This is a genomic window from Microbacterium sp. NPDC077391 (genome assembly GCF_040686955.1).
Classification (GTDB): Bacteria; Actinomycetota; Actinomycetes; order Actinomycetales; family Microbacteriaceae; genus Microbacterium; species Microbacterium commune.
Map to the genome: position 1 here is coordinate 58,025 of NZ_JBFBMI010000003.1, position 14,287 is coordinate 72,311.

The 14,287-nt window shown below is 67.8% G+C and carries 11 protein-coding genes; 7 read left to right on the forward strand and 4 right to left on the reverse strand.

Features of this window, described 5'->3' with window-relative positions; all coding sequences use genetic code 11:
* Positions 1-13: 13 nt before the first annotated feature.
* The 6 genes from rsmG (at position 14) to AB0O65_RS08510 (ending at position 7,329) form a co-directional block, all read left to right on the forward strand.
* Positions 14-640 carry a 16S rRNA (guanine(527)-N(7))-methyltransferase RsmG gene (gene rsmG, locus AB0O65_RS08485; RefSeq protein WP_313481100.1) on the forward strand — a complete coding sequence of 209 codons (627 nt, stop codon included), beginning with the start codon at positions 14-16 and terminating at the stop codon, positions 638-640.
* A 1,219-nt stretch (positions 641-1,859) separates the two neighbouring features.
* On the forward strand, positions 1,860-2,159 hold the full coding sequence (locus tag AB0O65_RS08490) for a GIY-YIG nuclease family protein (protein WP_363384109.1): 300 nt from the start codon (positions 1,860-1,862) through the stop codon (positions 2,157-2,159).
* A 1,318-nt stretch (positions 2,160-3,477) separates the two neighbouring features.
* On the forward strand, positions 3,478-4,359 hold the full coding sequence (locus AB0O65_RS08495) for an AAA family ATPase (protein ID WP_363384112.1): 882 nt from the start codon (positions 3,478-3,480) through the stop codon (positions 4,357-4,359).
* Positions 4,359-5,342, forward strand: coding sequence for a ParB/RepB/Spo0J family partition protein (locus tag AB0O65_RS08500; protein ID WP_363384114.1), 984 nt, complete (start codon positions 4,359-4,361; stop codon positions 5,340-5,342). Before AB0O65_RS08495 ends, AB0O65_RS08500 begins: the two co-directional genes overlap by 1 nt.
* Positions 5,343-5,592: 250 nt before the next feature.
* On the forward strand, positions 5,593-7,029 hold the full coding sequence (locus AB0O65_RS08505; RefSeq protein ID WP_363384944.1) for a sugar porter family MFS transporter: 1,437 nt from the start codon (positions 5,593-5,595) through the stop codon (positions 7,027-7,029).
* Positions 7,030-7,038: 9 nt separating this feature from the next.
* Entirely contained in the window at positions 7,039-7,329 is a 291-nt protein-coding gene (locus AB0O65_RS08510) for a tryptophan synthase subunit alpha (RefSeq protein ID WP_177243789.1), read from the forward strand.
* An 82-nt stretch (positions 7,330-7,411) separates the two neighbouring features.
* On the opposite strand, the gene trxA is transcribed toward AB0O65_RS08510, so the two are convergent.
* The 4 genes from trxA to AB0O65_RS08530 all read right to left on the reverse strand — a co-directional run bounded on the left by trxA (position 7,412) and on the right by AB0O65_RS08530 (position 12,687).
* Positions 7,412-7,735 (reverse strand): thioredoxin, encoded by a 324-nt coding sequence (gene trxA, locus AB0O65_RS08515; protein WP_071641267.1) that lies wholly within the window; start codon positions 7,733-7,735, stop codon positions 7,412-7,414.
* A gap of 92 nt (positions 7,736-7,827) precedes the next feature.
* Positions 7,828-8,802, reverse strand: a complete 975-nt coding sequence (trxB, locus tag AB0O65_RS08520) for a thioredoxin-disulfide reductase (RefSeq protein WP_071641266.1) — start codon at positions 8,800-8,802, stop codon at positions 7,828-7,830.
* A 154-nt stretch (positions 8,803-8,956) separates the two neighbouring features.
* Positions 8,957-10,579: a murein biosynthesis integral membrane protein MurJ gene (gene murJ, locus AB0O65_RS08525; RefSeq protein WP_363384119.1), complete on the reverse strand. Its 1,623-nt coding sequence runs from the start codon at positions 10,577-10,579 to the stop codon at positions 8,957-8,959.
* Positions 10,576-12,687, reverse strand: a complete 2,112-nt coding sequence (locus tag AB0O65_RS08530; protein ID WP_071641263.1) for a DUF6049 family protein — start codon at positions 12,685-12,687, stop codon at positions 10,576-10,578. Before AB0O65_RS08530 ends, murJ begins: the two co-directional genes overlap by 4 nt.
* A 58-nt stretch (positions 12,688-12,745) precedes the next feature.
* On the opposite strand from AB0O65_RS08530, the gene AB0O65_RS08535 reads away from it, so the two are divergent.
* A complete protein-coding gene (locus AB0O65_RS08535; RefSeq protein WP_363384122.1) occupies positions 12,746-14,287 on the forward strand; it encodes a methyltransferase in 1,542 nt (513 codons plus the stop codon).

The window sequence follows — 14,287 nt, forward strand, 5'->3', positions numbered from 1 at the left end:
GAGCGGCGGCGTCATGAGCACTCCCATCGTCGAGTCCGAGCCTGCGGTCGCAGCAGAGCTGTTCGGTGACCGCATCGAGCTGGCACGGCGGTTCACTGCCGCGCTCATCGCCGAGGGTGAGCTGCGCGGATTGATCGGCCCGCTCGAGTTGCCCCGGATCTGGACCCGTCACATTCTGAACTCCGCGATCGCCGCGCCCCTCTTCTCAGGGTCGGTCGCGGACGTCGGTTCGGGCGCGGGACTGCCTGGTCTCGTGTTGGCGATCAGTCGGCCCGATGTGCGCTGGACGCTCATCGAGCCGATGGAGCGGCGGGTCACCTGGCTCAACGAGCAGGTCGACGCTCTTGGTCTCGACAACGTGACCGTGATGCGCGCACGTGCTGAGGACGTGGGTCTCGAGTTCGACGTGGTCACGGCTCGCGCGGTGAGCGCGATGCGCACGCTCATCCCGATCACGGCCCCGCTGGTCAAAGACGGCGGCGAGCTCATCCTGCTCAAGGGACACAACGTGCCCGCAGAGATCGACTCCGCGCAGAAGGTGCTCAAGAAGCACAGGGTGACCGACGTGACTGTGCAGGTGCTGGGGGAGGACCTGCTATCCGAGCCGACGCGCGTCGTCCGCGCCCGCGTCCGCGCCTGACTCCCGCGCGAGGGCATTGTTTCACGTGAAACACCCCCGCACCCCCGCTCGTTGAGCGAGCGCAGCCGGTCGTTGAGCGAGCGCAGCGAGTCGAAGCGCACTCTCATGAGATCCGGTGCACGCCAAGCCCGAAAGCGCAGGCGCCTCCGGCTCCACACCCGCGTGGGCGTCGCCGACCCGGCGCCGATGTCAGCCGGCAACGCATCGACAAGCCGCCACTCTGCCCGCAGGGCGCACCCCAGCCCGCACGCCCCGTTGGCCAACCCGGTCGTTGAGCGAGCGCAGCGAGTCGAAACGCACTCCGGCGCGCTCGGCGCTGATCCCACGGTGCCAACACCTCGGTCTGATCCTCGATCTCGAAGATCGGTTTCACGTGAAACACTGCTCGTCAACAGGGCCCCTCCGATGCCGACCGCGAGCCGTCAAGGGCTCGGCTCCCGGTCGTTGAGCGAGCGCAGCGAGTCGAAACGCACTCCAGGCCCACTCGGGACGACGTCGGATTCTGTGGATCACGCATCTCACGCGCGGGGAGGCGCGCATCCGGTGCGCCTTCCTGAAGATAGGTTTCACGTGAAACGTGGTCCGTCATAGGATCCCTACGACGCCGGCCCGGTCGTTGAGCGAGCGAAGCGAGTCGAAACGCACTCCCGGCCCGCTCGGGACGACGTCGGATTCTGTGGATCACGCATCTCACGCGCGGGGAGGCGCCCGCATAGTGCCCTCAAGATTGGTTTCACGTGAAACGGTGCCCGTCAACAGGATCCCTCCGATGCCGGCCAGCACCGGTAGGGGCTCGGCTCCCGGTCGTTGAGCGAGCGAAGCGAGTCGAAACGCTGTCCCGGCACGCGGGTAGCCCCCGAGATCGAACGCGATGCTGGCGAGCACGGATCGCAGGCAGCTTGCACGACACCGGCGTGTAGCGTTGCTCTGCATTGCAGTGTCACGGCCGGTTTGACGGTCCCAGCGCCCGTAGCCAGACGTGTTTCACGTGAAACGTTGACAAAGACGTTGGCTGTTGGATGCCCTGTCGTGGGTAGCGCCGTCGCTCCCGACGCCATGAGGCAGCATCCGCGCGTATGCGCCTTGCTGGATCGGCGCCGATCTGATGTCCCGCATGCGATCGTTGACCGTCTCTGCACATGTGGGCCGGTCGCTGTATTGCCCACACATGCCGTAAACGCAGGTACAGCGGCGGTGCCTGCTCCTCTACAGTTCCTCAATGACTGGATACACGTACATTCTTCGATGCGCTGATGGAACCTTCTATGCAGGCAGTACCAAGCACCTTGACGACCGACTTACTGCCCATCAGCTCGGGCTCGGTAGCGACTACACATCGAACCGCCGCCCGGTAGAACTGGTGTGGTGGTGCGAGTTGGATCGCATCGACGAAGCCTTCGCCCTCGAGAAGCAGATCCAGGGATGGAGCCACGCAAAACGACGGGCATTCATCGAGGGCGGTTTTGACGCGATCAGAGGTTGGAGCTCGCGTGAGCGAGCTTTGCGTTCGCGTGAGTGATCGACGAGCAAAGTTTCACGTGAAACACGACCGGACAGGCGGTTCAGGTCGTTCAGTCGACGGACGCATTACCGGAGCGCGACGCGTCTCATCTACCGATGTCCCGGGGCGGCGAAACATCGATGCAGGGTGCCCGGGTTCCGGTGGATGGCATGCCGATGATCGCCGGGTGAACCCCGGGCGTCTGTACGCTTGAGCATCCAACTGCTGGCGCGACCCGCGGACATCGGCTGCGGCGAAGCCGCGACGTACCGCGCAGGATGCCCGTGGGCGACGGTATCCGATGTGTCTTTCCGACGCAGGGCTATCCAATTGGCCGACGTGCTTCATATGAGCCGTGGTCGGTTGCGCTGGTCGGCAGATGTCAAGGGAGTGAGAATGCGTGCGGGCGACCGCAACTGACAGATTCGTCTGGCCGGCGGGACCAGGTCAAGGTCAACTGCGTGGCCTTTGTGCTGCATTTCGGCTCGTCGCTACGCTCCTCGCTCAATGACCGGTGGTGGCCAATGCGGCGACATGATCTTCGTCGGTGGGGTCCTCGCTCAATCCGGTGGTGGCCGACGCGGAGGGAACTGGGACCACCGTTGCGCCTATTGCCGAGTGCGCGGACGCGCGCAGCTACGGGTGCACATAGGGCGGGTGCTGACCGCGGGGCACCGCGGAGCGAGTGTTTCGCGCGGGACGAGGGCATTTCGGCTCGTCGCTACGCTCCTCGCTCAATGACCGGTGGTCGCCAGTTGCGTATCGGGTGAGCGGTGATACCGGGATTCCCGAGGTGTGTTTCACGTGGAACGCCGGGCATTTCGACTTATCGCTGCGCTCCTCGCTCAATGGCCGGTGGTTGCCAGTTGCGTAGCGGGTGAGCGGCGACATCGGGAGCCGACGGGGGAGTGTTTCGCGTGGGACGAGGGCATTTCGACTCGTCGCTGCGCTCCTCGCTCAATGACCGGTGGTCGCCAGTTGTGTATCGGGTGGGCGGTGAGCGCGCGGGAGCTGGCGGAGCGAGTGTTTCACGTGGAACGCCCGGCATTTCGACTCGTCGCTTCGCTCCTCGCTCAATGACCGGTGGTCGCCAGTTGTGTATCGGGTGGGCGGTGAGCGCGCGGGAGCTGGCGGAGCGAGTGTTTCACGTGGAACCCCGGGCATTTCGACTCGTCGCTGCGTTCCTCGCTCAATGACCGGGGGCGCGGGGATGGTCGCTGATGGCGCGGTGAGTGGGGGAGTCGGAGGTATCACGTAGAGTGGAGGACGGTCCCGAAAGGAGTCGATGTTTCACGTGAAACCATCCGACAACGCATCGCCGAACAACGATTTCGGGATGGATACCCCGCTTGCTCGGGAACTGGCAGACCTCTCCACGAGACGTAAGGCCCTCAAGACGATCGAGGTTCAGTTCAGCGGCGAGACCCGCGTCTTCACGGTGTCGAACCAGAAGGGCGGTGTCGGGAAAACCACGACGGCCGTCAATCTGGCATCCGCCCTCGCCGATCTCGGCGCGAAAGTACTGGTGATCGATCTCGATCCGCAGGGAAATGCATCGACGGCCCTCGGAGTGAAGCACTCGGCTGACACCAAGAGCATCTACGACGTCCTCATCAACGATCTCCCGTTCAGCGAGATCGTTCAAGACAGCCCGGAATCCGAGAACCTTCGCTGTGCGCCGAGCACGATTCACCTCGCGGGCGCGGAGATCGAGCTGGTATCGCAGGTCGCGCGAGAATTCCGTCTGCGTCGCGCACTGGAGGAGTTCCTGCGCGACGATCCGGTTGATTTCGTCATCATCGACTGCCCGCCTTCTCTCGGGCTGCTCACCATCAACGCTTTCACGGCGGCATCCGAAGTGCTCATCCCCATCCAGTGCGAGTATTACGCGCTCGAGGGTCTGAGCCAGCTGCTCGGCAGCATCCAGATGATCCAGAAGCACCTCAATCCAGAGCTTCACCTGTCGACCATCCTGCTCACGATGTACGACGCGCGCACGCGCCTCGCCCAGCAGGTCGCCGACGAGGTGCGCACACACTTCCCGCAGCAGGTGCTCAACGCCGTCATCCCACGTTCCGTGCGGGTGTCTGAGGCTCCCAGCTTCGGACAGACCGTCATCTCGTATGACGGCACGTCGGCCGGAGCGGTGGCCTACCGGGAAGCAGCAGTCGAGATCGCGCAGCGCAACGAATCCGCCGCGCAGAACAAGGGAGCATGATGGCCAAGCGCACTGGACTCGGTCGGGGAATCGGCGCACTCATCCCGACGACGGATCAGGCTGAGCGGCCGGTCGACGTCTTCTTCCCCGGCGCGTCGAAGGTGAAGACGGATGCTGCGCCCGCAGCGTTCGAGCAGGGGAGCCCCGCCGCTGAAGATGCGGAGCTGTCGCAGGTCCCCGGCATCCGTCTGATCCAGATCGACCCGAACAGCATCGTCCCCAACCCCCGCCAGCCTCGTACGCACTTCGACGAGGACCACCTCGCCGAACTCATGCACAGCGTGCGCGAATTCGGGGTCCTGCAGCCGGTCATCGTTCGGCAGAACGCCGACGGCGAGTATGAGCTGATCATGGGGGAGCGGCGCACCCGCGCCGCCCGTGAGGCCGGCCTGACCACGATCCCTGCGATCGTCCGGGAAACGGCAGACGAGGACCTGCTGCGCGACGCGCTTCTCGAGAACCTGCACCGATCCCAGCTGAACCCGCTCGAGGAGGCATCCGCCTATCAGCAGCTGCTGGAGGATTTCGGGATCACGCAGGAAGAGCTCGCCGCGCGTATCGGGCGCTCGCGTCCGCAGATCAGCAACACCATTCGGCTGCTGCGTCTGCCGTTGCCCGTGCAGCAGCGCGTGGCGGCCGGGGTTCTCTCGGCCGGTCACGCTCGTGCGATCCTCTCGGCCGAGACGCCCGAGCAGATGCAGCGCCTCGCCGACAAGGTCGTGAACGAAGACCTCTCGGTGCGAGCCACGGAAGCCGCCGCGAAGACCGTATCGGCCACGGGTGCGACGACGAGCAAGCCCACCGCCGGTGCGCGCCGCGCGTACCTCGACGAGGTCTCGCACAAGCTCGGCGACCGTCTGAACACACGTGTCCAGATCGCTCTCGGTGCACGAAAAGGCCAGCTCAAGATCGAATTCGCGTCGATCCAGGATCTCAACCGCATCCTCGCCGAGCTCGGCGAAGAGGAGTTCGGAACGCGCTGACCCGAATCGGCGTCCGCTCTCAAGACGGGTGAGCACCGGGGTGACCCGGTGCTCACCTGTTCTTGAGCGCGCAGGCCCGCCGGCGGTTCGGGGCGCACACCGTTCTGTACCGCTTTTCGATCGCCTTCGCACGCCCCTTTCTGCACCCGACCTGCTTCGGTAGCATCCGGAACACCGGCAGAGGAGGGGCATCATGGCACAGGCAAACAGCTCGGGCACATCAGGCTCGGGCACAACAGGCTCGGGCACAATAGGCTCAGGCACAGCGAACGGCATCCGCGGACGCGTCATCGGGGTGAGTATCGCCGCCGCGCTGGGAGGATTCCTGTTCGGCTTCGACACCGCGGTGATCAACGGCGCGGTGGACGCCCTCGCGGGTGCATTCGATCTGGGCGTGGGCCTCAAGGGCTTCGCCGTCTCATCAGCGCTCATCGGCTGCGCGGTCGGCGCGTGGTTCGCTGGTCCCCTGGCCAACCGGTTCGGTCGCATCCCCACGATGCTCATCGCCGCCGTGCTCTTCCTCGTCTCCGCCATCGGGTCGGGACTCGCCTTCGGCGTGATCGATCTCATCATCTGGCGCGTCGTCGGCGGTCTGGGTGTCGGCGCCGCCTCGGTCATCGCCCCGGCGTACATCGCCGAAGTCTCGCCCGCGCATGTGCGAGGACGGCTCGGGTCGCTGCAGCAGCTCGCGATCGTGACCGGAATCTTCGTCGCGCTGCTCTCGGATGCTTTGTTGGCGGGCGTCGCAGGTGGGGCTGCCGAGCCGCTGTGGGGGCTCGACGCCTGGCGCTGGATGTTCATCGCCGAGGCGATCCCCGCCGTCGTCTACGGGATCATGGCGATGCGACTGCCGGAGTCGCCCCGGTACCTCGTCGCCCGCGGCAACGTCGACAAGGCAGCCGAGGTGCTGACCCTGGTCACCGGCACGATCGACGTGAAGGCGAAGATCACCGAGATCTCCGGCACGATCAACACCGAGCGCACCGAGTCGCTCAGCGATCTGCGCGGGAACCGCTTCGGCCTCAAGCCGATCGTCTGGGTCGGCATCCTGCTGAGCATCTTCCAGCAGTTCGTCGGCATCAACGTGATCTTCTACTACTCCACGACGCTGTGGCGGTCGGTCGGCTTCGACGAGTCGGATGCCCTGACGATCACGGTCATCACCTCGGTGACGAACATCGTCGTGACGATTATCGCCATCCTGCTGGTCGACCGCCTCGGTCGCCGTCTGATGCTCATGGTGGGATCGATCGGCATGGCGGTGACGCTGGGACTGATGGCGGTCGCCTTCTCGTTCGGAACTCTGGATGCCGAGCGCGCGGTCTCACTGCCCGACCCGTGGTCGACGGTCGCTCTGATCAGCGCGAACGCGTTCGTGGTGTTCTTCGGCGCCACCTGGGGGCCGCTGGTGTGGGTGCTGCTGGGCGAGATGTTCCCCAACTCGATCCGCGCCGGCGCTCTCGCCGTCGCCGCGGCCGCGCAGTGGGCGGCGAACTTCTTCATCTCGACGACCTTCCCGGCGTTCGCCGAGATCGGCCTCACCTTCGCGTACGGCTTCTACGCGTTCTTCGCCCTGCTGTCGTTCTTCTTCGTGTACTTCAAGGTCGCCGAGACGAAGGGCAAGGAGCTCGAATCGATGACGGAGGATGGCAAGGTCGAGCGCCGCACCCGTGCGCCACGCTCGTAGACTTGTCTGGTGATCCCCTCGTTCCCCCGCCGAGCAAGCCTCGAAGTGCTGCGCGCGGAGGCGGGCGACGAGCGCTCGGTGCTGGTGCACGAGCGTCTGCGCAGCGGAGAGGATCCCTGGGACTTCATGTCGGAGCTGCCGTCGGTCGATGAGCTCGTCGTGCTTCTGCTGCGCACCGACGTGTACGAGGATCGGGGCGGCAATCCGCGCGATCCTCGCTGGAACGACAGCGTGCTGCGCAGCATCGCGCACGAGTACCCGGAACTGAGCACGACGGTCTGGCGGATGCTGGCGGCGTAGCGCTGCCGTGGGTGCGTTCGACCGCAGGGATGCAGAAGAGCCCGCCACCGTGAGGTGACGGGCTCTTCTGAAGACCGGGGGATCAGCCGATGAACGGGGCGAGCTCCTGCTCGAGCGCGAACTTCGGCTTGGCGCCGATGATGGTCGTCTTGACCTCACCGCCCTGGAACACCTTCATCGCTGGAATCGAGGTGATCTGGTACTTCATGGCCAGATCGGGGTTCTCGTCGACGTTGAGCTTGAGGATGGTGATCTTGTCGGGGTTCTCGGCCTGGATCTCGTCGAGCACGGGCGCGACCATGCGACACGGCCCGCACCACGCGGCCCAGAAGTCGACCAGCACGGGTCCGTCGGCCTGCAGAACGTCCTGCTCCCAGGTGGCCTGAGTGGTTGCCTTGGCAGTCATGGATTGTCTCCTTGTTCGGTGTCCATCTGGTCAAACGTCAGATGGCCGGTTTCTGTTCCCGCGACCGCGCAGAGCGGCGGCGGGGTTCGGTCTCAGCCGACGATGATCTCGGCGGCCACGGCGGCCGGCTCTTCGACCGAGGCGTCTTCGAGGTCGGCGATGAAGTGCTCGGCATCGAGCGCGGCGACGACACCCGATCCCGCGGCAGTGGCAGCCTGACGGTATGTCGGGTCGATCACGTCACCGGCGGCGAACACACCGGGGACCGAGGTGCGCGACGAGCGACCGTCGACCCAGATCGTTCCGGCATCGGTGAGCTGCAGCTTGTCGTGCACGAGGTGCGTGCGCGGGTCGTTGCCGATCGCGACGAAGACGCCGTCGACGGCGAGCTCACGGGTCGAGTCGTCGACAGTCGAGCGCAGCCGTACGCCGGTCACCGAGTCGCCGCCGAGGATCTCGTCGACGGTGCTGTTCCAGACGAACTCGATCTTCTCGTTGGCGAACGCCCTCTCCTGCATGATCTTCGATGCGCGCAGGGAGTCCTTGCGGTGGATGACGTACACCTTCGATGCGAAGCGGGTGAGGAAGGTCGCCTCCTCCATGGCCGAGTCGCCGCCGCCGACGACCGCGATCTCCTTCTCGCGGAAGAAGAAGCCGTCGCATGTCGCACACCACGAGACGCCGTAGCCGGAGAGGCGCTCCTCGCCCTCGATGCCGAGCTTGCGGTAGGCAGAGCCGGTGGCGTAGATGATCGTGGCCGCCTCATGAACGGCGCCGCTGCCCAGGGTGACCTTCTTGACCGGTCCGTCGAGCTGAAGCTCGGTGACGTCGTCGTAGAGCACCTCGGTACCGAACTTCTCGGCCTGCGCCTGCATCTTGGCCATCAGATCCGGACCCTGGATCCCCTCGGGGAATCCGGGGAAGTTCTCGACGTCGGTCGTGTTCATCAGCTCGCCGCCGACCTCGACGGAGCTGGCGACCAGCAGCGGCGTGAGGTTGGCGCGCGCCGCATAGATCGCGGCCGTGAATCCGGCTGGTCCGGAGCCGATGATGATGACCTGACGCATGTGCTCTCCTAAGGCTGCGGATGTCCGGCAGGCGCGGGATGATCCGCGTCGTCTGCTTCAACCCATGGTAGCCGCGCGGCATTCCCCTGCGCGGGGCGGGTGTGCTCGGTGGAACGACGAATCCGGATGCCCGGTCGGGACGACCCGGAGGGGGTCAGCGTCCGGGCAGGATCCGTCTGATCAGTCTGCGGGCCGCGCTCATCTCCGGTGCCCGCAGCACGAGCAGGACGAGAGCGTAGACGATCACGGCGACGAGCCCGATGACACCCGTTCCGACCGCGCCGAGCAGCTTGTCGACGAACGTAGAGCCGGTCTGCCCCGCCGTCCAGCCCGCGTCTGCGCCGAGCAGCAGGTACGTCCCCCACCCGGCGAGTCCGGCGGGCACCGCGGCGATCGCGAAACGACCGAGAGAGAGCAGCGTCTGCGGCAGCTCGAGACCGCCGAGGCGGTGGCGCAGGATGAGCACCGCGATCACCGTCTGCACGAGGCCGGCGATCGACTGTCCGAGCGCGACGGCCGCGGCGAGCTGGCTGAGCGGGGCCACCGCGGCGGCGAGGTACGAGAAGCCGATGATCAGGCTCACCTGCACGAGGGTGAACACGAACGGTGTGCGGGTGTCGCCGAAGGCGTAGAACGCGCGCTGCACGATGAACAGCACCGACAGCGGCAGAAGTCCGATGAGGTAGCAGACCAGCACGGGCGCCGCGGCGACGGCATCCGCGGGGCTCTCGGTGAAGATGCGCGTGGCCGGCACCGCGGCGACGGCGAGGGCGATGCCCGAGCCGATGATGAACAGCGACACGACCCGGATGCACCGGGCGACGTCGCTGCGCACCTCGTCGCGCCGGTTCGCGTGCGCGTGCTCGGCGATCTGCGTGAAGTACGGGGTGCCGATCGAGATCGCGAAGATCGAGTACGGCAGCATGAACACCAGCCAGGCGGCCTGCATCATGAACACCGACGGGTGGTCGCCCGACGAGTCGGTGACCACGCGCGTCTGGATGAGTCCGGCGATCTGGCCGGCGATCACCATGAGGAAGGTCCACCCGGCGAGCGTGCCGACCTGCCCGAGGCCGACGCCCTTCCACCGGAAGTCGGGGCGCAGGCGCAGCCCGGTGCGTCGCCAGGCGAAGAGCAGCAGCAGGGCCTGCACCGTGATGCCGAGCGTCGCGGTGCCGCCGAGCACGGCGATCATGGTCGGATCCCAGACGTCGACGCGGCTCTGATTGCCGCCGAACAGCGCGATGAAGACGAGGAAGCCCGCGATGGAGATGATGTTGTTCGCGACGGGGGTCCACGTGTACGGCCCGAAGACGCGCTTGGCGTTGAGAGTCTCGCCGATCAGGGCGTACAGGCCGTAGAAGAAGATCTGCGGCAGGCACCAGTACGCGAAGGCGGTGCCGAGGGCCAGCTGGTCGGGGCTGAATCCGTTCGAGGCGTACAGCCCGACGAGCCAGGGGGCGGCGAGCATCGCCGCGGCCGTCGCGCCGAGGAAGACGACCGTGCCGAGGGTGAACAGCTTGGATATGTAGCCCTCACCGCCGTCGGCGTGGCTGGCGGACTTCACGATCTGCGGGATGATCACCGCGGTGAGGATGCCCGTCTGGATGATCGTGAACACGTTGTTGGGCAGCTGGTTCGCGACCCCGAAGGCATCGCCCGCCTGACCGATCGTGCCGATCGCGGCGACGAGCACGATCGTGCGGACGAGACCGGTGATGCGCGAGATCAGCGTCCCTGCACCGAGAATGGCGCTGGCGCGGCCGAGACTTGTCACTGCTCTCCTTCTGCGGACCCGTTCGGCCCCTGGGTTCGGTGCCGGGCATCCGCTCTGCGCCGACGCACCATCCGCACGCTCCCGAGGATCAGCAGCACGACGATCACGCCGCCGAGGATGCCGAGGCCGATGCCCTCCCAGTCGGCGCGCAGCGTGACGTCGGCGACCTCCGGCTGCCCGATGGGCACGCCCGTCGGGCTTTCGAGCCAGAAGCTCACGTCGACGCGGCCACTTGCGACGCGCGCCTCGATCGGCACGTCGACGCGCGTCGAGCTCGAGGCGAGCGCGGTCACCTCGGTCGCCGGCTGGATGTCGAGACGGTTGTCGGACGGCGTGCTGTACAGGGTGACCGAGACCGGCCACGGCAGGTCGTTGCGCACCCAGACCGGCAGCGGTGCCGCCGAGGTGAACAGCTGCACGGGTTTCGGCTGCACGACGTTCACCGACGTGAGGGTCGTCGTCACGCGCGCGGCGTGGGCGGCCGCACGCTCCGTGAACTCCTCGTCGTCGAGGCCGACCCCGATCACTCTGAGCATGCGGATGCGGTCCGGCACGAGCAGGACGGCCGGCTCCTCGAGGATCGTCGCAAACGCGGTGAGCCGGTCTGCGGCGGCCATCATGCTGTTCAGCTCGCCGACGCGCGCGCCCGGCGTCGTGTCGGCGAGCGAGACGGATGCCGGTTCCCCCGCGCGCAGCGTGCTCAGCGTCGCGCCCGGGGTGGCGAACGAGACGAGGGCCGTGCGCAGCGCCTCGGCGGAGCGGGTCTCGGATCGCTCCAGCGCGACAGCCGTGAGCGCGCTGCGCTGCTCGGCGAAGAAGAGGTGCCCGGCGGCCGCGGCCATCTCGGCGTCCGCGGAGGCGGAATCGGTGCGCTCGACGGCGGCGGACAGCCGAGCGGATGCCGCCGCATCGGTGATCAGCAGGTCGTGTGCGTCGACCGCGCTGTGCACGGCCGCATCGTTCTGCACGGACGTGGAGGGCAGGATCGTCGTCGTCTTGTCGCCGAGGTACGTGGCGAACGCGGCGAGATCCTGCCCGGTCACCGACGGACGCGGCCAGAGGATGCTGCCCTGGGCACCGCGCACGGCCGTCAGCTCGCCGCTCTCGGGCAGGTCGGGCTCCGCCGTCGGGAGGGGAGTGGGGGTGGGCTCCGATGTCGGCTCCAGCTTCGGATCCACGGCGGGGAAGTCCGCGGGGTCGAGAAGCGGGGTCAGGTCCGGGGTCCCCAGCAGCTCTGAGCGACCGGCCTGGGCCTGGACCGTGGCATCCGCGTCGCCGAACTGCAGGGTGAACATGTCGTTCGGCAGCGCCTCGAACCGGTCCAGCCACTGGGTGGAGCTCGCGGGAGCGCGGTCGCCGAGCACGCGGATCGATGCGGGGATCGCCGGGTCGATCGCGAGAATCGCGCTGGTGCCCGAGACGGCGTCGATCAGTTCGGCGAGCGATCCGCCGTCGGAGGTGAGCGTCGTCAGCTCGTCGGCGGTGAGCAGGGCGCCGTTCTCGGGTGTCGCCGTGACCGGCACGATCACGGCCGTGCGCGCGTCGGAGGGCGCCGGGACGACCAGCACCGATCCGGCCGTGACGCTCAACGGCATGCTCTTCGCGCCCGCATCAGTGGTGATCGTGCCCGTGAGTCGAGCCTTGAGCGGATAGACACCGGGGGCCAGCTCGCCCAGCGCGGTGGGCTCGACGGTCAGGTCGATCGTCTCGGCAGATCCGTCGCCGACCGCGGGTGAGCTCTCGACCGCGACGGTGCGGAAGGCGCCGCCGACGGCGTCGCCGTCGAGCCAGGCATCGAGCGCGGCGCCGTCGGCGAGGGCCGTGGTGTTCAGCTCGACGCTGACGCTGCCCGCGGTGAGGTCGCCGTCGGTGGGGTTCTCGATCGTCACGCTGCCGAGCAGGGGCGTGCCGGGCGCGACCTGGCCGGTGTCGCCGACCGAGAGGAACATCTCCACGGCCGACTCGGCCGGCTGCTCGGCATCCTCGGCGGCGGCCGGGGCGGGTGCGACGGAGAGGCCGAGGGAGCCGACGACGAGTGCCGCGGCGAGGCGGCCCAGCAGCCGCCGCGCGCGCGGGCGTCTGCCTTCGCGATGGAGTGTCGAGATCATGATTGCGGGTCGCCGGATGCCAGCACCGACGACGCCCCCGATTCTAGGCCGCACCGGCATGGGAACCCTGAAGGCGCGTAGAGTGACCGCCGTGCCCGAACGCGCCCAGCCCCGCCCCGACTCCTCTCTGTCACGGGCGCTCGCCGCGGACCTGGACGCAGCCGACTTCCGCTCCGAGCCGCTGCGGTCGCTGTGGGGCGAGGAAGCCGACGATGCGCTCGGCCGCGGGCTGCGGGAGCCGATCCTGCGCGCACTGGGATCCCGCGACGACGTGCTTCCCACGCTGGGCCGACTGTGGGTGCTCGGGATGCCGCAGCCGCAGCACGCCGTCGATCGCGCGCTGCCCGGGGTGGGCGTGGCAGGAGCGGTCGCGTTGGGCCTCGTCCGCGTCGACGGTGAGAGCGTGCACCCCGAGGCCCTGATCCGCCCCCAGTCGTTCGTCGATGCCGACGGGGTGGGCGAGTGGTGGATCGCCAGCGACCTCGACGAGATCGCCCTCGGCACGGCACTGCCCGCCGATCACGTGCTCGGCGTCGGCGGTGCGTCGCGCACGCTGGCCGAGCTGATCATCCCCGTGCCCGTCGAGCGGGCGCTCGACCTGGGCACCGGATGCGGCATCCAGGCCCTGCTGGTGTCGCGGCACGCGGTGCGGGTGGTGGCCACCGACATCTCGGCACGCGCTCTCGCCTACGCCGAGCTGAACGCGCAGCTCAACGGCGTGCACAACATCGAGTTCTGCCTCGGCAGTCTCTTCGAGCCGGTGGCGGGGGAGAGGTTCGACCTGGTCGTGTCGAATCCGCCGTTCGTGATCACGCCGCGCGCGACCGGGGTGCCCGAGTACGAGTACCGTGACGGCGGCCTGGTCGGGGATGCCCTCGTCGAGGAGTTCCTGCGCCGCGCGCCCGCGCATCTCGCCCCCGGCGGCATCGCGCAGCTGCTCGGCAACTGGGAGTCCCGCGCCGGTGCGCGGGGGCTGGACCGTGTGCGCTCGTGGGTCGACGACGATCTCGATGCGTGGGTGATCCAGCGCGAAGAGCTCACGCCGCTCGGATACGCCGAACTGTGGATCCGCGATGGGGGCGCGCTGCCGCGCGATGCCGACTTCACCCGCCTGCTCACCGCCTGGCTCGACGACTTCGCCGACCGCGGCGTGACGGCGGTCGGCTTCGGGTACATCCTGCTGCGCCGTCCGGCGCCGGGTGCCGCCGTGCTCCGCCGCTGCGAGAGCATCTCGCAGCCCGTGTCGAACCTGGGCCGCGCGCTCGGGGCGGGTCTCGCCGCACACGACGCGCTGGCCGACGGCATCCCGGACCGCCTGATCGTCGCGCCCGACGTGACCGAGGCGCGGCACCTCATGCCAGGGGAGGACGACCCGAGCGTCATCGAGCTGCGCCAGGGCGGCGGATTCGCGCGCACGATCGGCGTCGACAGCGCGCTCGCCGGTTTCGTCGGAGCGTGCGACGGCGAGCTGACCGTCGGGCAGATCGTGGCCGCGCTCTCCGATCTGTTCGACGTGCCGCTCGCCGATCTCTGGGCCGACATCGAGCCGCGCATCCGCCGCCTGGCGATCGACGGGCTGCTGCTTCCCGCGGGGGAATAG